The following is a 23,928-nucleotide window of genomic DNA, read 5'->3' on the forward strand; positions in this document are numbered from 1 at the left end:
GGAAGCCCGGTCTTGGCTCCGTCGCCGCAGTCCCTTTGCGATCACTCTACCTTCGAAGAGAGCGAGCATGTCCTGGGTGTCCGGCAGGAAACGATCGGCCGCATAAGACGAGCTGAGACGCGTGGAGTTGCCCTGCCTTCGAGGAGAAAACATGCGCTCAGTTTCATAAGGTCGGGCGGGGGCCCACGCGCATGATCGCCTTCATCCTCCAGCGCCTGCTGCAATCGGTGGCGGTGCTGTTCGCGGTCGGCCTCATCGCGTTCTCGATGTTTCGCTTTGCCGGCGACCCGGTGAACCAGATCGTGGGGGTCGACACACCCTACGCCGAGCGCGTCGCGATCCGTCAGAGCCTCGGCCTCGACGATTCCGTCATCGTCCAGTTCGGGCGCTACGCCGGCAACGTGGTGCGGGGCGAGTTCGGCACCTCGTACCAGTTCCGCCAGCCGGTGGCCGCCTTGCTCGCCGAGCGCATGCCGGCCACTCTCGAACTGGCTCTGTGCGCCACGCTTTTCGCCCTCACGGTGGGGATCTTCATGGGCGTCTATTGCGCGCTCAAGCGCGACACGGTTCTGGCGAAGGTGTTCCTGGCGATCTCGCTGATCGGCATCAGCCTGCCGACCTTTCTCATCGGCATCCTGCTGATCTTCCTGTTTTCGGTGACCCTCGGATGGCTGCCCTCGTTCGGGCGTGGCGACACCGTGCGGCTCGGCTGGTGGACCACCGGCTTCCTCACCGCGTCGGGCCTGCGCGCGCTGATCCTGCCCTCCGTCACCCTCGGTCTGTTCCAGATGACCCTGATCATGCGACTGGTCCGCGCCGAGATGCTGGAGGTGCTGCGCACCGATTACATCCGCTTCGCGCGCGCGCGCGGCCTCACCACCCGGACGATCCATTTCGGGCACGCCCTGAAGAACACCCTGGTCCCGGTGATCACCATCGCGGGGCTGCAGCTCGGCTCGGTCATCGCGTTCTCGATCATCACCGAGACGGTGTTCCAATGGCCGGGCATGGGCCTCTTGTTCGTCCAGGCGGTGCAGAACGTCGATATCCCGATCATGGCCGCCTACCTGCTGCTGGTCGCCGCGATCTTCGTGACCATCAACCTCGTGGTGGATGTGCTCTACACCATCGTCGATCCGCGCCTGCGGCTCTCCACCGGAGGCCGGGCATGAGCGTGTTGGTGCACGGCCCGGTGCCGACCCGCTCCGCCCTGGCGCGCTTTCGCGATTCCGACCTGTTCGCCAGCTTCAAGCGCTCGAAGCTCGCCATGGCTGCCTTCGCGGTGACGCTGCTGCTGTTCACGCTCGCGCTCCTGGCGCCGCTGATCTCGCCGCAGAACCCCTACGACCCGGCGCAGCTCGAGCTGATCAACTCCAACCTGCCCCCGCTCTGGAACGCCGACGGACAGTCTCCCTTCGTGCTCGGCACCGACGACCAGGGTCGCGACGTGCTCTCGGCGGTGTTCTACGGCCTGCGGCTCTCCCTCTTGGTCGGCATCCTCGGGGTCGTGGTGTCGGGCCTCATCGGCATCGGGCTCGGCCTGATCGCCGGGTATTTCGGCGGGTTCGTCGATACGCTGATCATGCGGGTGGCCGATGTGCAGCTCACTTTCCCGGCGATCCTCATCGCCCTAGTGGTCGACGGCGTCGCCAAGGCGGCCCTGGGTGGCCAGATGGACACCACCGCCTCGATCTGGCTGATCGTGGCCTCCATCGGCCTGTCGTTCTGGGTTCAGTACGCCCGCACCGTGCGGTCCTCGGTGATGGTCGAGAAGAACAAGGACTACGTCCAGGCCGGTCGGCTCATCGGCCTGTCCTCGCCGGTGATCCTGGTGCGCCACGTGCTGCCCAACGTGCTCGGCCCGGTCTTCGTCATCGCCACCATCAATCTGGCGCTGGCGATCATCACCGAGGCGACCCTGTCGTTCCTCGGCACCGGCCTGCCCGATTCGATGCCCTCGCTCGGCACCCTGATCCGCACCGGCAACCGCTTCCTGTTCTCGGGCGAGTGGTGGATCGTCGCCTTTCCGGGTCTCGCGCTGGCGGGACTGGTGCTGGCGATCAACCTGCTCGGCGACTGGCTGCGCGACGCCCTGAACCCGAAGCTGCAATGACAGAGCCCGTCCTCTCGGTCCGCAACCTGCGCGTCGCCTTCGCCAACCGGCGCGGCACGCTCACGGCCATCGACGACGTCTCGTTCGACATCGCCCGCGGCGAAATTCTCGGGGTCGTCGGTGAGTCCGGGGCCGGTAAATCCGTCACCGGCTCCGCCGTGATCGGCCTCATCGATCCGCCCGGCGGCATCGTCGGGGGCGAGGTCCGTCTGCAGGGCGAACGGATCGACACCCTGTCTCCGGAGGCGATGCGGCGCATCCGGGGCCGGCGCATCGGCATGATCTTCCAGGACCCGCTCACCAGCCTCAATCCGCTCTACCGCGTCGGGCGCCAGCTCATCGAGACGATCCGCACCCATACCGATCTTTCGGAAAAGGCGGCACGCGGGCGCGCCATCGATCTCCTGGCGGAGGTCGGCATCCCGGCCCCCGAACGCAGGATCGACGGCTATCCGCACGAATTCTCCGGCGGCATGCGCCAGCGCGTGGTCATCGCCCTGGCACTGGCCGCCGAACCCGAACTCATCATCGCCGACGAGCCGACCACGGCGCTCGACGTCTCGGTCCAGGCCCAGATCATCGCGCTCCTCAAGCGACTGGGCACCGAGCGCGGCACCGCCGTGATGCTGGTGACCCACGATATGGGGGTGATCGCCGAGGCCGCCGACCGCGTGGCGGTGATGTACTCGGGTCGCATCGCCGAGATCGGCCCGGTGCGCGACGTGGTGACGAACCCGCTCCACCCCTACGCCAAGGGGCTGATGGGCGCGATCCCGACGCTGGCGCAGGAGACCGACCGGCTGGCGCAGATTCCGGGCTCGATGCCGCGGCTCTCGGCGATCCCGAAGGGATGCGCCTTTCATCCGCGCTGCCCGAGCGCGTTTACCCGCTGCGTCGTCGAGCGTCCGAACCCAATCGCGGTGGGCGCCCACCAGGTCGCCTGCCATCTCTATGACCGCTCGGAGGCGTCGGCCGCATGAACGCTCCCGTGCGGACCCGAGACGCTGCCTATGTCGAGATCGAGGGCCTTCGCCGCACCTTCGACGTGTCGCGCCCCTGGCTCAACCGGATGATCGAGCGCCAGCCCCGGCAGATCCTGCGCGCCGTCGACGGGGTGGCGTTCACCATCCGGCGGGGCGAGACCTTCGCGCTGGTGGGTGAATCCGGCTCCGGCAAATCCACCGTCGCACGCATGGTGGTGGGGCTGCTGCCCCCCACCGGCGGCGACGTGCGGATCACCGGCATCTCGATGACCGATCCGCGCCAGGCGGTGGAGCGCCGTCGCCTGCGCCGACGCATCCAGATGATCTTCCAGGACCCCTACGCCTCGATGAACCCGCGCTGGCGGGTACGCCGGATCGTCGCCGAGCCGATCCGCGCCTTCAACCTGATCCAGGGCGAAGCGGCCATCACCGGCCGGGTCGGCGAACTCCTGACCCTCGTCGGGTTGCACCCGGACGACGGCGCCAAGTATCCGCACGAATTCTCGGGCGGCCAGCGCCAGCGCGTGGCCATCGCTCGGGCCCTCGCCTCCGAGGCCGAATTCCTGGTGGGCGACGAGCCAACCTCGGCCCTCGACGTCTCGGTCCAGGCGCAGATCCTCAACCTGATGCGCGACCTGCAGGACCGGCTCGGGCTGACCTACCTGTTCATCAGCCACAACCTCGCCGTGGTGCGCCACATGGCGAGCCGCATCGGCGTGATGTATCTCGGCCGCGTGGTCGAGATCGCCGACGGGCGGGCGCTGTTCACCGCTCCGAAACACCCCTACACGCGGATGCTCCTCGACGCCGTGCCGGATATCGGCATGACCGGGCGCCAGCGCATTCCGGTCTCGGGCGAGATTCCGAACCCCATCGATCCGCCGTCCGGCTGCGCCTTCAACCCGCGCTGCCCCTTCGCGAAGGAGCGCTGCAGGACCGAGGTCCCCGAGCTGATCGAGGGCGTCGCCTGCCACGCGTTCCAGGAACGCCGGCTGCCGCTCTGACCCGGATGGCCAACCGCAAGGGGGCGACACCATGAGCACGGATGCCACCGACATCGTCGCCCTGAGCGCCGTCGCGCTCTCGGCGGCCATCCGCTCCCGCACCGTCTCCTGCGTCGCCGTGATGGATGCCTATCTCGACCGGATCGCGGCGATCAATCCCGCCGTCAACGCCATCGTCTCGCTGCAGGACCGCGTAGGCCTCCTCCGCGCCGCGCGCGAGCGCGACGCCGAGGTCGCACGAGGCACGATCCTGGGTCCGCTCCACGGCTTCCCGCTGGCGGTGAAGGACGGCGATGCGGTCGCGGGCCTGCCGTTCACCCAGGGCTCGCCGATCTTTCGGAACCGGATCGCCGAGTCCGACTCCCTCATGGTGGCGCGCCTGCGCGCGAGCGGGGCGCTCTTCATCGGCAAGACCAACACCCCCGAATTCGGCCTCGGCTCGCAGACCTTCAACCCGGTCTTCGGGGCCACCCGCAACGCCTACGACCGGACCAAGACGGCAGGCGGATCGAGCGGCGGCGCGGCGGTGGCGGTGAGCCTGCGCCTGCAACCCGTCGCCGACGGCAGCGACCATGCCGGCTCGCTGCGCAATCCGGCGGCCTTCAACAACGTGTTCGGCCTTCGCCCCAGCTTCGGCCGCATCCCCACCGAAGCCCGGGACGCGTTCACGCCGGGGCTCGCAGTGTCCGGCGCCATCGGGCGTTCGCCGGCGGATATCGGCCTGATGCTGTCGGTACAGGCCGGCTACGATGCCGCCAGCCCCTATTCCAACCGGCAGGATCCGGCGGTCTTCGCCGGCGACCTGACCCGCGACTTCTCCGGCACGCGCATCGCCTGGCTCGGCGACTTCGACGGGCATGTGCCGTTCGAACCCGGCTTGCTCGACCTCGACCGGAGCGCCCTGTCCGCGTTCGAGACCATCGGCTGCCGGGTCGAGGCCGCGTGCCCGGCCTTCGACATGGAGGCGCTCTGGCACCACTGGCTCACCCTGCGGGCCTGGATGACCGCCTCGAATCTCCGCCCGCTCTACGACGATCCGGCACACCGGGCCCTCATGAAGCCCGAGGCGATCTGGGAAGTGGAGCGCGGCCTGGCGCTGAGCGCCGATCAGGTGACGACGGCGCAGGAAGGACGCACCGTCTGGTACGCGACGCTGCGGCGCTTCATGACGCGCTACGACTTCCTCGTTCTGCCCAGCACCCAGGTGTTCCCGTTCGACGTGACGCAGCGCTGGCCGAAATTCGTCGGCGGCCGGGCGATGAGCACCTATCACCGCTGGATGGAGGTGGTGGTCCCCATCACCATGTCGGGCTTGCCGGCCCTCAACGTGCCGGCGGGGTTCGATGCCGATGGGCGCCCGGCGGGCATCCAGATCGTCGGGCCGAACCACGGCGAATTCGCCTGCCTGCAGCTCGGTGCCGCCTACGACGCGGCCACCGGGTGGGTTACACGAAGGCCGCCGCCCCTCAACCGTTGAAACAGCGAGACCGCCATGGATGCCGACGCGACCGGACCCGACCACGGCCGCTACGCCTACAGCGCCCTGCCCGACCGCCCGGTCTACGCTTGGCCCGGAGACCGGCGCCTCGCGGTCTATCTCGCGCTCAACCTCGAAGGCTTCGATTTCGGCCGCGGCCTCGGTGCCGAACTCGCGCCGGGCGGCCCGCAGCCGGACGTGCTGAATTACGCGTGGCGCGACTGGGGCAACCGCGTCGGCGCCTGGCGGCTGAAGGAGACCCTCGACCGCCTGAAGCTACCGGCGAGCGTACTCGTCAACAGCCGGCTCTACCGCGACTGTCCCGGCCTGATCGAGGCGTTCCGCGCGCGCGGCGACGAGATCGTCGGCCATGGCCGCACCAATTCCGAGCGCCAGGGCATTCTCGGCGAGGCGGAGGAACGCGCCCTGATCGCCGAGGCGACGGCGGAGCTCACCCACCACGAGGGCCGCGCCCCCGCCGGCTGGCTCGGCCCCTGGATCTCGCAGAGCCGGGTGACGCCCGACCTGCTGGAAGAGGCCGGCTACCGCTATCTCCTCGACTGGTGCCACGACGACCAGCCGACCTGGCTCGCCACCCGCAGCGGCGGCCGCATCCTGGCCTTGCCCTATCCGCAGGAGATCAACGACATCCCGGCCATCGTCGCGCGCAAGGATTCGGGCCGGGACTTCGCCGACATGATCGTCGATGCCTTCGACGAGATGCTGGAGCAATCGGCCTCCGCGCCCCTGGTGATGGGCATCGCGCTCCACCCCTACATCGTCGGCCAGCCGCATCGGCTCCGCCCATTGCGCCGGGCACTCGAACACATCGCGGCGCATCGCGACGCGATCTGGCTCACCACCGCAGGGGCGATCGCCGAGCGTGCCATCCAGTCCGAGACCGCGATCTGATACCGGCGGCCTTCGCGGCTGCGGTCTCGATCGGCTCCGCTCTGATCGACTCCGTCGTTCACCTCGGGATCATCCGTTCGCGGGCATGAAGGCCGCCTCGCTGCGTAGCCTCCCACCGGATCCGCGACTTCCATGCATGCCGACGCTTTCCTGAAAGCCGCCGAAGCCCTGCCGGTCGGCGACCTCGACGCCCTCCTGAACGGCGGCGGCCTCGTGGTGGTGGCCCCGCACCCCGACGACGAGAGCCTCGGCTGCGGTGGCCTGATCGCGGCGGCGCGCGCCCGTGGCCGCGACGTCCGGGTGGTGATCGTCAGCGACGGCTGCGGCTCGCACACCCATTCGGCGCTGTATCCCCCGCTCAAGTTGCGGGCTTTGCGCGAAGCCGAGACGCTGGAGGCCGTGGGCGCCCTCGGCGTCCCGCCCGAGTCCGTGACCTTCCTGCGTCTGCCCGATGCCGGCGTGCCGAGCACCGGCCCGGTGGCGCAGCAGGCCGCCGACGCCATCGTCGCCGCGGTGCGGGACAGCGGCGCCGGCGCGGTCTGCGTGACCTGGGGCCACGATCCCCATTGCGACCACCAGGCGGCCGCCGCCATCGTCCGGCTGGCCCAGCCGACACTCGGCGGCGCGAAGGCCTTCGCCTATCCGGTCTGGGGCTGGACCCTGCCGATGGGCACCGAGGTCGGCCCCGGCCCCACCGGCCTGCGGCTCGACATCTCCGCGCATCTCCCCGCCAAGGCACGCGCGATCGCCGCCCATCGCTCGCAGACCACCGACCTGATCGCCGACGACCCCACCGGCTTTCGCCTGGAGCCGGCGATGCTGACGCGCTTCGCGCAAGACCACGAGATTTTCGTGGCGATGGAGCCGGACGCCCCATGATCGCCGACACCACCGTCATCACCCTGAACAAGGGCCGCGACGCCCATTTGGCCCGGCTACTGGAAGGATTGGGGCGCGGCCCGCATCCGGCCGAATGCATCGTGGTGGAGATGGGCCGCGCGCCCGCGCCACTGCCCGCTTGCGGCTTCCCGATCCGGCGCATCGTCCTCGACAGCGACGGCCTGCCGTTGGCGCGCGCGCGCAATGCCGGACGCCGGGCCGCCGCAACCGCGCGGCTGGTGTTCCTCGACGTGGACTGCATCCCCTCCGCCGACCTCGTGGACTCCCTGAGCCGCGACCTCGCCGAGGCCGATGGCCTCGTCTGCTGCGAAATCCGCTACCTGCCGGCCGGCGCCGTCGCGGATGGCTGGACCGAAGGCGCTCTGCGCGCCGCCGGGCACCCGCATCCGGTCCGGCACTTTCCCGAGGCGGGTCTCGCCCGCACCGACAATCCCGGCCTGTTCTGGTCGCTGGCCTTCGGGGTGCGGGCCGCCACCTTCGACCGCATCGGTGGTTTCGACGAGGCGTTCGACGGCTACGGCGCCGAGGATACCGACCTCGCCTTCCGCGCCGATGCGCTCGGCGTGCCGGTGCTCCTCAGCGCCGGAGGCCAGGCCTTCCATCAGCACCATCTCGCCTGCGACCCGCCGCTCCAGCATTTTTCGGACATCGTCCGCAACGGCCGCCGCTTCCACGCCCGCCACGGCATCTGGCCGATGGATGGCTGGCTCGACGCCTTCGCCCGGCTCGGATTGATCGGCGAGGGCTGGCGCGACGGGCTGGTCGTCATCCGTCCGCCCCGCGCGGAGGAAATCGCGGCTGCGCGCGTACCGGCCGACCGGCCGTTCTGATTCGGTTTCCGGTTGATACGATCGGTGGGTAAGGGCGCAACAGGCTCCCTTCCCCGTTTAGGAGTGGGTTGGGGTGAGGGACGTGGTCCATCCGGACAGATCAAGCACCTCACCCTGTCCCTCTCCTTTATTCAAGGCGAAAGTGGCGCTGGCCGCCATCAAGGGTGAGAAGACCCTAGCGGAGCTGGCCCAACAGTTTGACGTGCACCCCGATCAGATCACGCAATGGCTCAGCCAGCTTCTGGAGGGCGCCGCCGATGTCTTTGGCAGCGAGGGCCGCGCTGAGCCGCCCATCCCGACGGTGGATGTGAAGATCCTACACGCCAAGATTGGCCAGCTAACACTGGAACACGATGTTTTGGAAGGAGCGCTCAGCAAAGCCGGCCTGCTGAGCGCAAAGCGATGATTGATCGGAACCATGAACTATCGGTGACCCGGCAGGCTCCGATACTCGATATCAGCCGGAGCAGCATCGATTACCTGCCATGTCCGGCATCGCCCGGCGATCTGGCGCCGATGCGGCGGATCGATGAACTACATCTGGATTAGCCGTTTGCTGGCGCCCGCATGTTGCGCGATCTGCTGGGTCGAGAAGGGTTTGCTGTTGGCCGGCTGCACGTGAGCACGATCATGAAGCGGATGGGCATTGGTGGGCTCGTTTTCTGGCAGAAAAATATCGACGACCGCCGCCTATGGACCGGTGAGGCAGCGAGTCCGCGGGCACAGCGGTCAAAACCCACACTTCGGCGAAGCGACGCTGCGCCATCGCAACCTGCTGTTTCAGATCACATTCAGAGAATTAATAGTCAGTAACTGACAGACTTAGGCCAAGCGAGGACAGTTCTGTTGCTGGAAACCTGATAGTTGATGTTTGGGTCTTTGAAAATCTCGGCATCTCGATTGTAGGAATGCATGTCGTTGACCTGTGCACCGCCTTCTCCACCTGAGAAGTTAATTGTATTGGCAAAATTCAGGCCCGGAATGTCCTTGGCGTTCAGGATTTTAACGGTCTTGCTCTGAATGGCGCTGCCAATGCCGCTCACATCGCCATCTGGATGCTGGTATGCCAGCTCAACCAGCGATTTGCCCGTATTGTCGTACCAGTCATTGATTTCGGCAGACGACGTTGGCACCTCGAACACGTTGCTCTCGGTGACTGAGAAGCTCCTCACGCTTCCATCGGCCTGACGACTGGCGTCACGCAGCTGTTCGATACGCTCACTGCGATAATTCAGCCCCTGTGGAGAACCTGCAGCGGCCTTCGAGGACGACCCTCCCCCAAGAATATCGTCCAGCGTGGGGCTTTTGGATTGTCCCTGTTCTGACCTGCCAGCGACGCCTGGTCTGCCATCGGACTTAGCCGACGTAATTTGCTCGGCGAGCCGATCCGCGACCACTTGGTCTGCTTCATTGCGCTTCAACATGGCCTTTGCCCGATCGGAGAGATCGACCACCGTGGCGGGCGCGCTCGAAACTCCGGCAGTGGCCTCTTTTGTCGGAGATGGAATGCCCGGAGCATCGGGCTGTCCCCCCCTAGTCTGAAAAAACGCCTTCAGGTTATCGCGTGCTGATAAATTCGTGGGATTGATATTACTCATGGTCGGCCTCAACCTTTATCAGCATGCGCCTGAGCACGCCAAATGTGATGGTCGCAGAATGACACTCTACGACCGTCAAGTTAACGCCCTTTAAAATTCCCAGCTTGTATTCACCGGAAGTGTCGTGCGTTCGCTAGTCAATCTCGTGAATTTATGGTTTCATACCAAATGAGCCGAACCAGCTATTTGGCGATACAAAGTTGTTTTTGAGTAAAGTACAAGTAAACCGCAAAGCCGACCCCTTATACGCATGGGTACTGGCAAACCCAGAACTGCTCCCCTGAACCTGGAACTGGCACCCGAAGGCATTCCCGCTGCCGCCTTGGTACCGGGCGTCGCAAAGAACGGTGCGGCCAGCCAGGAGAGGGGACCCGAGCTCACAAGAGACCGAGGCGATCAAATGGAAACGGTATGACAGCCGGCGCTTCGTCCCCTCACCCGGCGTCCAGGACGAGGCGCCGTGGCGTCCGCCCAGGTGCCTTCGAGCCGTGCGCCTACTTTCCGAACCGCTCGAATTTCGGGAAGCTCCGGGTCATGAGCGCGCCGGCATCGGCGCGGTGGCCCATCCACTTCTCCAGCACGGCCGCGTTGGCGAGCCGCGCCTGACCGCCGGCCTCCATCCAGGGAAGTCCTTCGGCCAAGTTGAAGACGTGTGCGTCGAGGAGCGTGGTCTGGCGGCAGCGCTGCAGGCGCACGCCCTTGCCGCGGGACAATTCGGCCAGTTCGGAGACCGGAAACACCAGGAGCAGCCGGTCGGCGCTGCACACGGCGACATGATCGCCGGCGCCCGCGGTGAGCAGGACGGCGGTGGCCGGATCGTCGAGCCCGATGATCCCCTTGCCCTTGCGGGTGTTGGCGACGAGGGCATCGGCCGGGGCCAGGAAGCCGCGCCCATCCGAGGCCGCCACCAGCAGCTTGCCCCCCGGCTGGTAGGGTAATGCGGCCACGATCTCGGTGCCGTCGTCGAAGTCGACCATGAGCCGGATCGGATCGCCGAAGCCGCGACCGCCCGGCAGCTTGGCCGCTTCCAGGGTGAAGACCTTGCCGTTGGAGGCGAGCACCAGGATCTTCGCCGTGGTCTCGCTCGGAAACGCGATCTTGAGGCCGTCATCGCCCTTGAAGGTGACGCCCGACAGGTCGGCGACGTGGCCCTTGAGCGCGCGAATCCAGCCCTTGGTCGAGACGATGACGGTGATCGGCTCGCGCTCCACCATGGCGGAGGCGAAATCGATCCCGGCGGTGTCGGGCGGGTTCTCCAGGGTGGTGCGGCGGGCGCCGATCTTGGTCTCGGGGCCGAAGGTCTTCTTCACCGCGCGAATCTGCTTGGTGATGTCGCTCCATTGCATCTTGTCCGAACCCAGAAGCTCTTCGAGCCCGAGCTTCTCCTTGGTCAGCGTTTCGAGTTCGCGCTTGAGTTCCATCTCCTCGAGCTTGCGCAGGCTGCGCAGGCGGGTGTCGAGGATCGCGTTGGCCTGGATCTCGGTGAGCTCGAAGCGCTTCATCAAGGCGAGCTTCGGCTCGTCCTCCTCACGGATGATGCGGATCACCTCGTCGAGGTCGAGATAGACGATGAGCATGCCGCCGAGGATTTCGAGGCGGCGCTCGATCTGGGACAGGCGGTGGCGGGAGCGGCGCTGGAGCACGACGCGGCGATGGTCGAGCCATTCGCGCAGGGCTTCGCTGAGCCCGATGACGCGGGGCACGAGCCCGCCCACCAGCACGTTCATGTTGAGCGAGATGCGGGCTTCGAGTTCGGTGAGCCGGAACAGCGATTCCATCAGGATGACGGGATCGACGTTGCGGGCACGCGGCTCCAGCACGATGCGCACGTCCTCGGCCGATTCGTCGCGCACGTCCGCGAGCAGCGGGAGCTTCTTCTCCTGCAGCAGCTCGGCGAGCTTTTCGATCAACCGCGCCTTCTGGACGCCGTACGGAATCTCGGTGACGACGATGGTCCAGGTGCCGCGTCCGAGATCCTCCTTGGCCCAGCGGGCGCGCACCCGGAAGGCGCCGCGCCCGGTGCGGTAGGATTCGGTGATCGATTCGGCACTGTCGATGAGGATGCCGCCGGTGGGAAAGTCCGGCCCCTTCACGAAGGTGAGGAGCTGGGCCGAGGTCGCCTCCGGATGGGAGATGAGATAGAGCGCCGCGTCGCAGAGCTCGGCCGCGTTGTGCGGCGGGATCGAGGTCGCCATGCCGACGGCGATGCCCTGGGAGCCGTTGGCGAGCAGGTTCGGGAACGCCGCCGGCAGCACCACCGGCTCCTCTTCCTGCCCATCGTAGTTCGGGCGGAAGTCGACGGAATCGTCGTCGAGCCCCTCCATCAGGAGGCGGGCGACCTCCGTCATCCGCGCTTCGGTGTAACGCTGGGCGGCGGCGTTATCGCCGTCGATGTTGCCGAAATTGCCCTGACCGTCGACCAGCGGATAACGCTGCGCGAAGTCCTGCGCCATGCGCACCAGCGCATCGTAGGCCGCGGTGTCGCCGTGCGGATGATATTTGCCGATGACGTCGCCGACGATGCGGGCGCATTTCTTGAAGGCCGAGGTCGGATCGAGCTTCAGGAGCCGCATGGCGAACAGGATGCGCCGGTGCACGGGCTTGAGCCCGTCGCGCGCGTCCGGCAGCGCCCGGTGCATGATCGTCGAGAGCGCATAGGCGAGGTAGCGGTCCTCCAATGCGGATTTCAACTCGACGCTCTCGATGCCGTCGGAGCCCGATGGCGGCTCGAAGGGCTGACCCATGACGAACTCCCGGATCACCCTGATCCAAACCAGAACATAGCACGAACGACCTACGGGGTCTGCGTGCCGAGTGCAACGAAGCGCGTCCGCTCCTCGGGGGCCGGTATGTCCCGCGGCCCCCAGATGTGCAGATCGAGGAAATACCCCGTCAAGGTAAACCCCGCGGTAACGTCCCGGACATCCGGCGTCATCGGCACGGGGGCGCCTGACAGGCGCTCGCGCAGGAAGGCCGGCAGGGCGAAAAGCTTGTCGCGAAACGGTTCGCCGGCGGAGGCGCTCACCGCCCGGCCGCTGCGGGGCGAGACGTAGATCAGCGCATCGTTGCCCCCCGTCGCCGCACAGGCCGAGAGATCGAGGCCGAACCCGAGCTCGGAGAGGAGCGCCAATTCGAATCGCACCATCAGGGGCGGCGCGATATCGGGGTCGTGCAGGTGGGCGACCAGGATGCGGGCGGCTTCATAGAGTTCGACGTGCGGGTCGCGCTCGGGCAGCAGCCGCAGCAGCGCTGCGAGATGCGCGACTCCGTAGAGGGCGAGCCCGGAGCCCATCAGGCGCGAGGCCGCCGATTCGATCGGCTCCACCGTGAAGGCGCCCAGGTTCTCGTCGAGCCGCGCCCGCCACGTCGCCTGTACCCGGTTGCCGGGTTGGAGCACCGGCTGCATCCGCCGCGAGCGCCCGCCATGGACGAGGCCGAGATGGCGGCCATGGGCGGCCGTCATCAATTCGAGGACGACGCTCGTCTCACCCTGTTTGCGTAACCCCAGCACGATGCCGTCGTCGGTCCATTGCATGGCGTCGTCATAGGGCGGGGAACGGCGCTTGGAAACGCGGTGGAAGGCCTCCGACTGCAGTGCCCGGCGAATTCGCGCGATGCGGGAAACCGTCTAGCTTGGAAAGACGCTCCGAATCACAAGCGGCTCTTCCATGACGATACCCAGCCGATCCGTTTTCGACGCGCGCCGCTCATGCCGGGCTGCCGGACACGACGGCGTCGGGTATTCCCGCTTTCGAGCCACTCGGCGGGCGTCTCGGCCACGCAGAGGGTGTCGGGTCTCGCATTGGACAGCCGGTCCCGCTCTCGTTCTCGCCGCGATGCTGGCCGCCTGCACTCCGCGCGTCCCGGCGCCCCCGCTGGCAACCCACTCCACAACCATCCGCGAGCGCGTCGCGGCACTCGCCCTACGCCAGTCCGATTTCGGATCGATCTCGATCCTCCCGGTGCGGTTCGCGCACAGCCGGATCAGCGGGCCGTTCGAGGATGGCGGCCGCACGCTCTATTGCGTCTCCACCCAAATGAAGGGCCGCACCTTCGGCAAGGGCGAGCGCGCCAAGGTGGTGATCCGCGACGAGGGCGGCGTCCTGAAGATCGTCGAGGATGACGAGGAGGTCTGCACCGGCCACCGCACCGAGCCGTTTCCAGAGCTGGAGACGCTCGGCAACAAGGCGTGATCCGATGAGAGACTTGCCCGCGTCGCGCGGCGATGGAACGATGGCGGGATGCAGCATCGGCCGCTTTCGCTCTCCCTCGACCTCATCGCCCGCGCCCATCCCGACCCCGTCCGCGACGATCCGGGCGCCCTCACCCTCCTGACCGACGCGGAACTCGGCCGCGGCCTCGACCGGGCTCTCGCCCGTAGGCCCGTATCGGCGGACGGTCTCTGGGTGTTCGGCTACGGCTCCCTGATCTGGCAGCCGGAATTCGCCGTCTCGGAGCGCCGGACCGGGACGGTGCGGGGCTATCACCGCCGGTTCTGCCTGTTGCAGCGGCGGTTTCGCGGCAGCACCGACCGGCCCGGCCTGGTGCTGGCGCTCGATCATGGCGGACTCTGCCGGGGCGTCGCCTTCAGGCTCACGGACGACGATCCGCATCTCACGCTGCTGCCGGTGTGGCGACGCGAGATGCGCGGCAACGGCTACGAGAGCCGCTGGGTCACGGTGGAGACCGGGCAGGGCCCGGTGACGGCCCTCACCTTCGTCGTCAACCGCGCCAGCGACCGCTACACCGGGCGCCTCACCGAAGCGGAGATCGCCGACCGGATCGCCACGGGTGCCGGCCATCTCGGGCCCAGTGCGGAATACCTGTTCCGCACCGCGGAGGCCTGCGCCCGCGAGGGTATTTTGGATGCGCACCTGTGGCGGCTGCAGGCGTTGGTGGCCGAGCGATTGGAGGCGCGGGCACGCTCAGTCATGCAAGAGCGCGAGGATGTGCCACCCGGACGCCGGGGATTAGCGGCCTCCTGAATTGGTGGGCGAGGCCGCCCCTCCCCCTCTACGAAGGAAGGGGCAGCCGCTCAATTCACCTCGACCTGCACCACCCCCGGCACCGCCCTGAGCGCGCCGGCGATCTGCGGGGTCGCCTGGTACTTACCCGGCAGCTTGACCTCGACCTCGCGGTCACCGCCGTCGAGCATGAGGATCAGCGAGACCTCGCCCTCGCCGCGGACCTGCAGGCGTTGCTGCACCGAGGCGATCGGGCGGTCGTCGCACAGGTAGACGCGCATCCCCTTCTGGTGGCGGGCCACCGCCGCATCGAGGGGTTCGGCGGTGATGATGCGGGCGCGCACGTCCTCGCCCTCGAGATTGGCCTGGAGCTGGAGCACCAGCGGTCGGCCCGGCTCCAGGATGTCACGGTACTGGCCGAGCCCTTCGGAGAAGATGATCGCCTCGAAATGCCCGGTCTGGTCCGACAGGATGACGATGCCGAGCTTGTTGCCGGTCTTGGTGCGCCGCTCCGATCGATCGAGGACGGAGGCCGCCACCCGGCCCACGCTGGTGGTACCGCCCCGCACCGCCCGGCAGAACTCGGCCCAGGTCTGGACCCGCAGCTTGCCCAGAAGATCGCCGTACTCGTCGAGCGGGTGGCCCGAGAGAAAGAAGCCGATGGCGTCGTATTCCTTCTTGAGCTTGTCGGCCATCGGCCACGGCTCGTGGGGCGGGATGCGCAGACCGACATCGGCCGAGGCGATGCCGCCGAACATGTCGGTCATGCCCTCCACCGAAGGGACGCCTTCCTGCGCCATCTTCATCATCGGCTCGATGGCGGCGGAGGCGCGCGAGCGGTCGGGCTCGATCGCATCCAAAGCGCCGGCCGCCACCAGGCTTTCCAGCGTCCGCTTGTTGATGAGGCGCGGGTTGATGCGCCGGGCGAGGCAGGCCAGATCCTTGAATGGCTCGGTCCCGCGCGCCTGCACGATGGCCTCGACGGCGCCGCGCCCGACGCCCTTGAGCGCCGACAGGGCGTAGCCGATGCGGCCTTCGTGTACCTCGAAGTTGACGCCGGAGGTGTTGATCGAGGGCGGCTCGACGACGATCTTGAGCCGCTGGGCGTCCTGGCGGAACTCGGCGAGCTTGTCGGTGACGTCGATGTCGAGCTGCATGGCGGCCGCCAGGAACTCCACCGGGTGGTTCGCCTTGAGATAGGCGGTCTGGTAGGTCAGCAGGGCGTAGGCGGCGGCGTGCGATTTGTTGAAGCCGTAATCGGCGAACTTGGCGAGCAGATCGAAGATCTCGTCCGCCTTGGACTTGGTGAGTTCGCGCTCGATGCAGCCCTTCACGAAACGGTCGCGCTGGGCGTCCATCTCCGCCTTGATCTTCTTGCCCATGGCGCGGCGGAGCATGTCGGCCTCGCCCAGCGAGTAGCCGGCCAGGACCTTGGCCACCTCCATTACCTGCTCTTGGTAGACGATGATGCCGAAGGTCTCGCGCAGGATCGGCTCGAGCTTCTCGTGCGGGTACCAGCTCGCCTCGTTGCCGGCGTCGCGTCCGAGCTTGCGCTCGCAATAGACCGGGATGTTGGCCATGGGGCCGGGGCGATAGAGCGCCACCAGGGCGATGATGTCCTCGAACCGGTCGGCCTGCATCTCCACCAGCGCCTTGCGCATGCCAGCGGATTCCACCTGGAACACGCCCACCGTCTCGCCGCGCTTCATCGGCAGGTAGGTGGCTTCGTTGTCCAGTGGCAATGATGCCAGATCGACGATGATCCCGCGCTTGGCCAGCAGGTCGGTGCAGTAGCGCAGCAAGGTCAGGGTCTTCAGACCCAGGAAGTCGAACTTCACCAGGCCGGCGGCCTCGACCCATTTCATGTTGAACTGGGTCACCCGCATGCCGGTCTTCGGATCGCGGTAGAGCGGCACGAGCTGTTCGAGCGGCCGGTCGCCGATGACCACGCCAGCGGCGTGGGTCGAGGCGTGGCGGTGCAGGCCCTCGAGCTTCTTGGCGATCTGCATCAGCCGGGCGACGATGGGCTCTTCCTCCATCGCCTGCTGCAGCTTGGGCTCGCCCTCGATCGCCTGGGCGAGCGTCACCGGGTTGGCCGGGTTCTGCGGCACCAGCTTGGTCAGCTTGTCGACCTGCCCGTAGGGCATCTCCAGAACGCGGCCGACGTCGCGCAACACGCCGCGCGCCTGGAGCGTACCGAAGGTGATGATCTGTGCCACCTGTTCGTGGCCGTAGCGCTCCTGCACGTACTGGATCACGCGCTCGCGGCCATCGACGCAGAAGTCGATGTCGAAGTCGGGCATCGAGACGCGCTCGGGGTTGAGGAAGCGCTCGAACAGCAGGCCGAACCGGAGCGGGTCGAGATCGGTGATGAGAAGCGACCACGCCACCAGCGATCCGGCACCCGAACCACGGCCGGGGCCGACGGGGATGTCGTGGTCCTTCGCCCACTTGATGAAGTCCGACACGATGAGGAAGTAGCCAGGGAACTTCATGCCGACGATGACGTCGAGCTCGAAGGCGAGGCGATCGCGATAGACCTGCTCGTCCATCCCCGGCGCCGTGCCGTGCTGAGCGAGGCGGAAGTCGAGGCCGGCTTCGGCCTGACGGCGCAACTCGGCCGGCTCGTCCAGAGGCGGCGCGGCTTCCACATCGGGGGCGGCGGCATCGAGGGCCGCGATCACGCCGAAGTTCGGCAGGATGGGTTTGCGGGTGCGCACGCGATACGCGCAGCGCATGGCGATTTCGACGGTGGCGTTCAACGCGTCGGGCAGATCGCGAAACAGTTCGGCCATCTGGGCGCGGGTGGTGAAGCCGTGGCGCGGGGTCAGCTTGCGGCGCCGATCGTCAGAGACGAGACGACCGTCGGCGATGGCGAGCAATGCGTCGTGCGCGTCGTAATCGTCGGGTTTGGCGAAGAACGGCTCGTTGGTGGCGACGATGGACAGCCCATTCACCTCGGCCAGGCGCAGCAATTCGGCTTCGATCCGGCGCTCGTCGTCGAGGCCGTGGCGAAGGATTTCGACGTAGAGATTGTCCTCGCCGAAGACCGATCTGAGCTGGGCGAGGCGCGTGGCGGCGATCTCGGCCCGGCCCATGCGCAGGGCGGAATCGAGGGGGCCGGTGGTGCCGCCGGTAAGCGCGATCAAGCCTGAGGCGGAGTCCACCAGCGCGTCGATGCTCACCCGCGGGGTATCGCCGAGCGGTCCATCGAAATACGCGCGGCTCGCCAGACGCAGGAGGTTGCCATAGCCGGTCTCGTCCTGCGCCAGCACGACGATGTTGGCGCTGCCGCTCTGCTGCTGGGTGGCCCGTGCCATCGGGTCCACCGCCTCGAAGGCCACGGTCACTTGCAGGCCGGCGATGGGCTGGATGCCGGCACCGGACGCCTTTTCTGAAAATTCCAGGGCACCGAACAGGTTGTTGGTGTCGGTGAGCGCCAAAGCCGGCTGCTTATCGGCCGCGGCCGCCTTGACGATGTCGCCGACCTTCAGCGCCCCCTCGAGCAGCGAGAACGAGGAATGGACGTGGAGGTGGACGAAGCCAGGGTCTTTGAGGATGCGCGCCATGCTCCCATCAGCCCGAGTCGTGGTGAACGATCCATCAAGAACATGCGTCTGGTTCGGTTTGCCTGTGGAAGGCCGCCGTTTGTGCTGCGCCCGCAACGCTATCGCAATGGCGCCAATGCGACTGCCCAGGCCGCCACCGACACCGCCAGCAAGCCGAACGCCATGAATTCCACAGCACCGGTCAGGATCATCCGCTTGAACATGGGAAGCGCCTCTCGTTGAAGGCCTCCATTTTGTTCTTGTTTTGTTCTATGTAAAGCGGGAATTCGGGAGCTCGTTCCACAAGGTTAAAAGGCGATGAACGGATCGCGGCGAGCGACCCGCCGAGCGGCCTCTAACCATCGTAATGCCAGCGGCATTGGAGGATTTCGAGGGCCTGCCCCTCCCCGGTCCCGGAGACGCGATAGACCAAGCGATGCTCTCCGCTGATCCGTCTCGACCACCAACCCTTGAGGTTGCCCTTGACTGGCTCGGGCTTGCCGATTCCGACGAACGGGGTCCGCCGCGCCTGTCGAATCAGCTCATTGATGCGGACGAGCGTGTCGCGATCCGTGCTCTGCCAATGCAGGTAGTCATCCCAGGCATGGTCCGACCAGACAAGCTTCACGGCTCGATCAGGTCATGCGCGCGACCGTGACCGGCGTCGAGCTGTGCCAACGCCTCTGTCAGACGACGCGCATTCGCGGGTGTCCCGAGCAGATGCAGGGTTTCCCGCAAGCTTTCGAATTCCGCGAGCGGCAGGATCACCAGATCCTCATGGTTCTGCCGGGTGACGACGAGTTCTGTCCGGTCGGCCTCGACGCGGTCGAAGTGCGTCGCGAGATTCTTGCGCAATTCCGTGAAGCCGACATGCGTCATCGCGAACACCCCATCCGTACACAATCACGTACGTATTATCGGGGATGACGATTCGCAACACAGCGGCCGAGGGGCGCGTCAGTCCAACTGCTCGATCAACCCATCGCGGATCGTCACACGCCGATCCATGCGCGCGGCGAGGTCCATGTTGTGGGTGGCCACCAACGCGGCGAGGCCGGAGGCCCGCACCAGCGAGACGAGGATGCCGAAGACGTGGGCCGCCGTATGCGGGTCGAGGTTGCCGGTGGGCTCGTCGGCCAGCAACAGCCGCGGGCCGTTGGCGACGGCGCGGGCGATGGCGACGCGCTGCTGTTCGCCGCCCGAGAGTTCGGCCGGCCGATGGATCAGCCGTTCCTTCAGCCCAAGGAAGCTCAGCAATTCGGTCGCCCGCGCCTTGGCCTCCGTGTTGGAGAGGCCACGGATGAGCTGGGGCATCACCACGTTCTCCAAAGCGGAGAACTCCGGCAGGAGGTGGTGGAACTGATAGACGAAGCCCATCTCCTCGCGCCGGATGCGCGTGCGCTCACGATCCGGCATGGCAGCGGTGGGCTGCCCGCCGATATAGACCTCGCCGCCATCCGGCCGTTCCAGCAAGCCGGCCAGATGCAGCAGGGTCGACTTGCCGGCGCCCGAGGGTGCCACCAGCGCCACCAGTTCGCCGGGCCAGATCGCGAGGTCGGCACCTCGCAGAATGTCGAGCGCGCCGGTGCCTTGGGTGTAGCGCCGTTCCACCTTGGCGAAGAACAAGGCCGGGACCGGCTGCGCGCCGGGCGCCTCGGCTTTCGTTTCCATGGATGTCCTCGGGTCCACTCAGCCGTAGCGAAGCGCCTGCACCGGATCGAGCCGGGCGGCGCGCCACGAGGGATACAGCGTCGCGAGCAGCGACAGGGCGATGGAGGTGACCACCACGACGATGATCTCGCTCGAATTCATCTCGGCCGGAATCTCGGCCAGGAACCGCACGGTCGGGTCCCAGGCGGAGGGAAACAGCACCCGCTGGATCGGCTTGATGTTGAGGGTGACGACCACGCCGAGGGCCAGCCCGCTCAGGGTACCGACGATGCCGATGAGCGCGCCGTTGATCAGAAACACGCGCAGGATCGTCCCGGGGGTCGCCCCCATGGTGCGCAGGATCGCGATGTCGCTCGACTTGTCGCGCACCAGCAGGATCAACCCGGAGACGATGTTGAGGGTCGCCACCACCACGATCAGGCTGAGGATCAGGAACATCACGTTGCGCTCGACCTCGAGGGCACCGAAGAAGGTTCGGTTGCGCTGGCGCCAGTCGGTGAGCGCCACCGGGCGCTCCGCCGCCATCTGGAGATCGGGCAGGATCGCCGCGACCCCGTCGGCATTGTCGAGGTAGATCTCGATCAGGCTGACGTCGGAATCGCGGTTGAAGAAGGCCTGGGATTCGGTGAGCGGCATGAACACGAAGGTGGCGTCGAACTCGGTCATGCCGATTTCGAACACTGCCTTGACGGTGTAGGCCTTGGTCCGCGGGGCGGTGCCGAACGGCGTCGTCGCGCCCTTGGGTGTCGACAGGGTTATCTGGTCGCCGGCCTGGAGCCCGAGCGAGTCGGCCAGCCGCCGGCCGATGGCGACGCCGGTTCCATCGTCGAAGCCATCGAGGGTGCCGCCGCGGATGTTGCTGGCGATGGCGCCGATCTTGTCGAGGTCGCTCGCACGGATGCCGCGGACCAGCACGCCGCTGCCGCCATAGGGCGACGAGGCGAAGGCCTGTCCCTCCACCAGAGGGATCGCGGAGCGCACGCCCGCCACCTTGGAGAGGCGGTCGGACAGATCCTCGTAATCGGTGAACAGCTTGTCGATGGGATTGACGAAGACGTGGCCGTTGATGCCGACGATCTTCGACAGAAGTTCGGTGCGAAAACCGTTCATCACCGAGAGCACGATGATGAGGGTGGCGACCCCGAGCGCGATCCCGAGCACGGAAAAGAATGCCACAACGGACACGCCGCCGCCGCGACGGCGCGCACGCAGGTAGCGCCCCGCGAGAATCCACTCGAAGCCGGCGAAGGGCGGCGTGCTGCCGCGCCGGAACAGCGCGCCGACCCCCTTGAGCCGGTCCATCATCGCCGCCGCCATGGCGGCCTCAGACCCGCTTCAAGCGAGCGAGGAGGTCGATCGGCGCGATCGATTCACGGTCGCCGCCGGCCCGACGCTTGAGCTCGATCTTGCCTTCGGCGAGGCCGCGCGGACCGACGATGACCTGCCAGGGCAGGCCGATCAGGTCGGCGGTGGCGAATTTGGCGCCCGGCCGCTCGTCGCGGTCATCGTACAAGACGGTGAGGCCGGAGGCCTCCAGGTTCGCCTGGATTTCGGCGCAGGCCGCGTCGGTGGCGGTATCGCCGGTCTTCAGGTTGATCAGGGCCACGTCGAAGGGGGCAACGGAATCCGGCCAGATGATGCCGGCCTCGTCGTGGCTCGCCTCAATGATCGCCGCCACCAGCCGGCTCGGGCCGATGCCGTAGGAGCCCATATGGACCGGGCGGTCGACCCCGTCGGGACCGGTGACCTTGGCACCCATCGGCTCGGAATACTTCGTGCCGAAATAGAAGATGTGCCCGACCTCGATGCCGCGCGCGGCCATCTGGTTGTCCTGAGGGACTTCGGCGAAGGCCGCCGGCTCGTGCATCTCGGAGGTGGCGGCGTAATGCGAGGTCCAGCGGTCGACGGTGCCCTGGAGGCCGGCGACGTCGTCGAAATCGGTGGTGATCGGCGGGGTCTCGAAATCGAGATACTGGCTGTCGCAGTAGACTTCGCTCTCGCCGGTGCTCGCCAGGATGATGAACTCGTGGCTGAGGTCGCCGCCGATGGGGCCGGTATCGGCGCGCATCGGGATCGCCTTGAGGCCAAGCCCGGCAAAGGTGCGCAGATAGGCGACGAACATCCGGTTGTAGGCGTGGCGGGCGGAAGCCTGATCGAGGTCGAACGAATAGGCGTCCTTCATCAGAAACTCGCGCGAGCGCATGGTGCCGAAGCGCGGCCTTACCTCGTCGCGGAACTTCCAGGAGATCTGGTAGAGGTTCTTCGGCAGGTCCTTGTAGGACCGCACGCTGCCGCGAAAGATCTCGGTGACGACCTCTTCCGCCGTGGGGCCGAACAGCATCTCGCGCTGATGGCGATCGGCGATGCGGAGCATCTCCTTGCCATAGGCTTCGTAGCGGCCCGATTCCTTCCACAGATCGGCCGACTGGATCGTCGGCATCAGCAGCTCGATGGCGCCGGCCCGGTCCTGCTCCTCGCGGATCACCGCGCAGACCCGGTTCAGCACACGCAGACCGAGCGGCAGCCACGCATAGATGCCGGCCGCTTCCTGGCGCACGAGTCCGGCCCGCAGCATCAGACGGTGGGAGACGATCTCGGCCTCCTTGGGCGTCTCGCGCAAGGTCGGCAGGAAATAGCGGGAGAGACGCATGGAAGGCCCTGGAAACCGCGTGCCACCGGTGGGCGACACGCTGCGGGCACACAACACATTGCATCGGGAAAAGACAAGCGCGGCCGGGTGACACCTCGGAATCGCTTGAAGCCGGAGGATCAAATTTTGCGGACCGAACCCGGTCTTTGCGCCATTTCAGCCAAATCCATGCGCTCTTGGCAGAAAAACGCCGAAAATGATCGTCCGACAGGTGACAATGGGAATTGTTGTTCCTATAAACCGCTTCGTGCTGGTCGTTTTGCCCGTAAGAGGCATCGCACGGTCCGAGTCTTGGGAGGAATAGTCAGCCGCGGCGCCGATAAAGATGCGTCAGACAATTTTAGGCTGATCAAATAGCGTCTTCATTAAAAGCAAGGCTCACGCCTTGCTTTTTTTATGCTCGCAATCCTGATGCGAGCTGGGACGGCAATTGACGGAGCCGCGAGAATCTGACGGCGATCGCGCGGAACTGGAATCCGTGGTTTGGCGCGGTGTTCTAGAGACCGCTCAGCTCGAAGAGCGGGATCGCCAGCAGGAACACAGCGCTCGACAACAGGGTCGTCCAGATCGCCTTCTCCCGCAGGCGCGGGGCCGCCGGGGCTCCGGGGTCCTGCCCCGGCACCACCCGAGCGGGGTCGGTCTCGGTCTGGTTGCGGATCGGCAGCATCACGAACAGCAATGTCCACCAGACCACGAAATACAGCGCGATCGACCCGAAGACCGTGAGCTTGAACTGGGTCACTGCGACCACGACCACGCAGGCGATCACCGCCAGCATGGCGAGAAGCGTCCGCATGGTGGAGGCCGCAATGGTCTGGAGGACGGCGCCCATGCGGCTCAGACCTGCTCCAGCTCGACCAGGGTGCCGAGGAAGTCTTTCGGATGCAGGAACAGCACCGGCTTGCCGTGGGCACCGATCCTGGGCTCACCGCTGCCCAGTACCCGAGCGCCCTGGGCCTTCAGCTTGTCGCGGGCGGCCAGGATGTCGTCGACCTCGTAGCAGACATGGTGGACGCCGCCATTGGGGTTGCGCTCGACGAAGCTCTCGATCGGCGAGCCCTCGCCCAGAGGCGCCATCAGCTCGACCTTGCTGTTGGGCAGGTTCACGAACACGACCGTGACGCCGTGCTCCGGCTGCGGCAGCGGCTCGGTGAGCGTGGCACCCAGGGTATCGCGGTAGATCGCACAGGCGGCATCGAGATCGCGCACCGCGATGGCGACGTGGTTGAGGCGTCCGATCATGTGTGCTCCCTCCGTGATGAACCGCTGCGCAAAAAG

The 23,928-nt window shown here is 66.8% G+C and carries 21 protein-coding genes and 1 pseudogene; 11 read left to right on the forward strand and 11 right to left on the reverse strand.

Annotated features, from left to right (window positions below; all coding sequences use genetic code 11):
* The first annotated feature begins 191 nt into the window (after positions 1–191).
* The 9 genes and pseudogenes from G3T14_RS12280 to G3T14_RS25025 all read left to right on the forward strand — a co-directional run.
* Positions 192–1,172 (forward strand): ABC transporter permease, encoded by a 981-nt coding sequence (locus tag G3T14_RS12280; protein ID WP_163642837.1) that lies wholly within the window; start codon positions 192–194, stop codon positions 1,170–1,172.
* A complete protein-coding gene (locus G3T14_RS12285; RefSeq protein ID WP_163642838.1) occupies positions 1,169–2,113 on the forward strand; it encodes an ABC transporter permease in 945 nt (314 codons plus the stop codon). Before G3T14_RS12280 ends, G3T14_RS12285 begins: the two co-directional genes overlap by 4 nt.
* On the forward strand, positions 2,110–3,093 hold the full coding sequence (locus tag G3T14_RS12290; protein ID WP_163642839.1) for an ABC transporter ATP-binding protein: 984 nt from the start codon (positions 2,110–2,112) through the stop codon (positions 3,091–3,093). The genes G3T14_RS12285 and G3T14_RS12290 overlap by 4 nt, the downstream gene beginning before the upstream one ends.
* Entirely contained in the window at positions 3,090–4,100 is a 1,011-nt protein-coding gene (locus G3T14_RS12295; RefSeq protein WP_163642840.1) for an oligopeptide/dipeptide ABC transporter ATP-binding protein, read from the forward strand. Before G3T14_RS12290 ends, G3T14_RS12295 begins: the two co-directional genes overlap by 4 nt.
* A gap of 31 nt (positions 4,101–4,131) precedes the next feature.
* Positions 4,132–5,577 (forward strand): amidase, encoded by a 1,446-nt coding sequence (locus G3T14_RS12300; RefSeq protein ID WP_163642841.1) that lies wholly within the window; start codon positions 4,132–4,134, stop codon positions 5,575–5,577.
* 15 nt (positions 5,578–5,592) lie between these two features.
* On the forward strand, positions 5,593–6,489 hold the full coding sequence (locus tag G3T14_RS12305) for a polysaccharide deacetylase family protein (RefSeq protein WP_163642842.1): 897 nt from the start codon (positions 5,593–5,595) through the stop codon (positions 6,487–6,489).
* A gap of 132 nt (positions 6,490–6,621) precedes the next feature.
* Positions 6,622–7,368, forward strand: a complete 747-nt coding sequence (locus G3T14_RS12310) for a PIG-L deacetylase family protein (RefSeq protein WP_163642843.1) — start codon at positions 6,622–6,624, stop codon at positions 7,366–7,368.
* Positions 7,368–8,219 carry a galactosyltransferase-related protein gene (locus G3T14_RS12315; RefSeq protein ID WP_163642892.1) on the forward strand — a complete coding sequence of 284 codons (852 nt, stop codon included), beginning with the start codon at positions 7,368–7,370 and terminating at the stop codon, positions 8,217–8,219. The genes G3T14_RS12310 and G3T14_RS12315 overlap by 1 nt, the downstream gene beginning before the upstream one ends.
* An 82-nt stretch (positions 8,220–8,301) precedes the next feature.
* Positions 8,302–8,867, forward strand: a pseudogene (locus G3T14_RS25025) (helix-turn-helix domain-containing protein); the annotation flags it as partial.
* A gap of 158 nt (positions 8,868–9,025) precedes the next feature.
* Here G3T14_RS25025 and G3T14_RS12325 read toward each other — a convergent pair.
* From G3T14_RS12325 to recO, 3 genes are all read right to left on the reverse strand, one after another.
* Positions 9,026–9,817 (reverse strand): hypothetical protein, encoded by a 792-nt coding sequence (locus tag G3T14_RS12325; protein WP_163642845.1) that lies wholly within the window; start codon positions 9,815–9,817, stop codon positions 9,026–9,028.
* A 494-nt stretch (positions 9,818–10,311) separates the two neighbouring features.
* Complete coding sequence (parC, locus tag G3T14_RS12330) at positions 10,312–12,561, reverse strand: DNA topoisomerase IV subunit A (RefSeq protein WP_163642846.1); 2,250 nt, start codon at positions 12,559–12,561, stop codon at positions 10,312–10,314.
* A 50-nt stretch (positions 12,562–12,611) separates the two neighbouring features.
* On the reverse strand, positions 12,612–13,352 hold the full coding sequence (recO, locus tag G3T14_RS12335) for a DNA repair protein RecO (RefSeq protein ID WP_163642847.1): 741 nt from the start codon (positions 13,350–13,352) through the stop codon (positions 12,612–12,614).
* A 301-nt stretch (positions 13,353–13,653) separates the two neighbouring features.
* Between recO and G3T14_RS12340 the strand changes: the two genes are divergently transcribed.
* On the forward strand, positions 13,654–14,010 hold the full coding sequence (locus G3T14_RS12340; RefSeq protein WP_246733278.1) for a hypothetical protein: 357 nt from the start codon (positions 13,654–13,656) through the stop codon (positions 14,008–14,010).
* Positions 14,011–14,058: 48 nt separating this feature from the next.
* Positions 14,059–14,802, forward strand: coding sequence for a gamma-glutamylcyclotransferase (locus G3T14_RS12345; RefSeq protein ID WP_163642848.1), 744 nt, complete (start codon positions 14,059–14,061; stop codon positions 14,800–14,802).
* Positions 14,803–14,852: 50 nt separating this feature from the next.
* On the opposite strand, the gene dnaE is transcribed toward G3T14_RS12345, so the two are convergent.
* The 8 genes from dnaE to mce all read right to left on the reverse strand — a co-directional run bounded on the left by dnaE (position 14,853) and on the right by mce (position 23,892).
* The gene (dnaE, locus tag G3T14_RS12350) at positions 14,853–18,350 is read right to left on the reverse strand and encodes a DNA polymerase III subunit alpha (protein WP_163642849.1); all 3,498 of its coding nucleotides are present in this window, start codon (positions 18,348–18,350) and stop codon (positions 14,853–14,855) included.
* A gap of 334 nt (positions 18,351–18,684) precedes the next feature.
* Positions 18,685–18,957 (reverse strand): Txe/YoeB family addiction module toxin, encoded by a 273-nt coding sequence (locus G3T14_RS12355; protein WP_163642850.1) that lies wholly within the window; start codon positions 18,955–18,957, stop codon positions 18,685–18,687.
* Complete coding sequence (locus G3T14_RS12360) at positions 18,954–19,208, reverse strand: type II toxin-antitoxin system prevent-host-death family antitoxin (protein ID WP_163642893.1); 255 nt, start codon at positions 19,206–19,208, stop codon at positions 18,954–18,956. The genes G3T14_RS12355 and G3T14_RS12360 overlap by 4 nt, the downstream gene beginning before the upstream one ends.
* Before the next feature lie 78 nt (positions 19,209–19,286).
* Positions 19,287–20,000 carry an ABC transporter ATP-binding protein gene (locus G3T14_RS12365; RefSeq protein WP_163642851.1) on the reverse strand — a complete coding sequence of 238 codons (714 nt, stop codon included), beginning with the start codon at positions 19,998–20,000 and terminating at the stop codon, positions 19,287–19,289.
* Between the two features lie 18 nt (positions 20,001–20,018).
* Positions 20,019–21,305, reverse strand: coding sequence for a lipoprotein-releasing ABC transporter permease subunit (locus tag G3T14_RS12370; RefSeq protein ID WP_204262832.1), 1,287 nt, complete (start codon positions 21,303–21,305; stop codon positions 20,019–20,021).
* Between the two features lie 19 nt (positions 21,306–21,324).
* Positions 21,325–22,650, reverse strand: a complete 1,326-nt coding sequence (gene proS / locus G3T14_RS12375) for a proline--tRNA ligase (RefSeq protein ID WP_163642853.1) — start codon at positions 22,648–22,650, stop codon at positions 21,325–21,327.
* A gap of 496 nt (positions 22,651–23,146) precedes the next feature.
* Positions 23,147–23,482: a DUF1467 family protein gene (locus tag G3T14_RS12380; protein WP_204262823.1), complete on the reverse strand. Its 336-nt coding sequence runs from the start codon at positions 23,480–23,482 to the stop codon at positions 23,147–23,149.
* Positions 23,483–23,487: 5 nt separating this feature from the next.
* Entirely contained in the window at positions 23,488–23,892 is a 405-nt protein-coding gene (gene mce / locus G3T14_RS12385) for a methylmalonyl-CoA epimerase (protein WP_163642854.1), read from the reverse strand.
* Positions 23,893–23,928: the final 36 nt, after the last annotated feature.

It is taken from the genome of Methylobacterium sp. BTF04 (assembly GCF_010692745.1).
Taxonomy (GTDB): domain Bacteria; phylum Pseudomonadota; class Alphaproteobacteria; order Rhizobiales; family Beijerinckiaceae; genus Methylobacterium.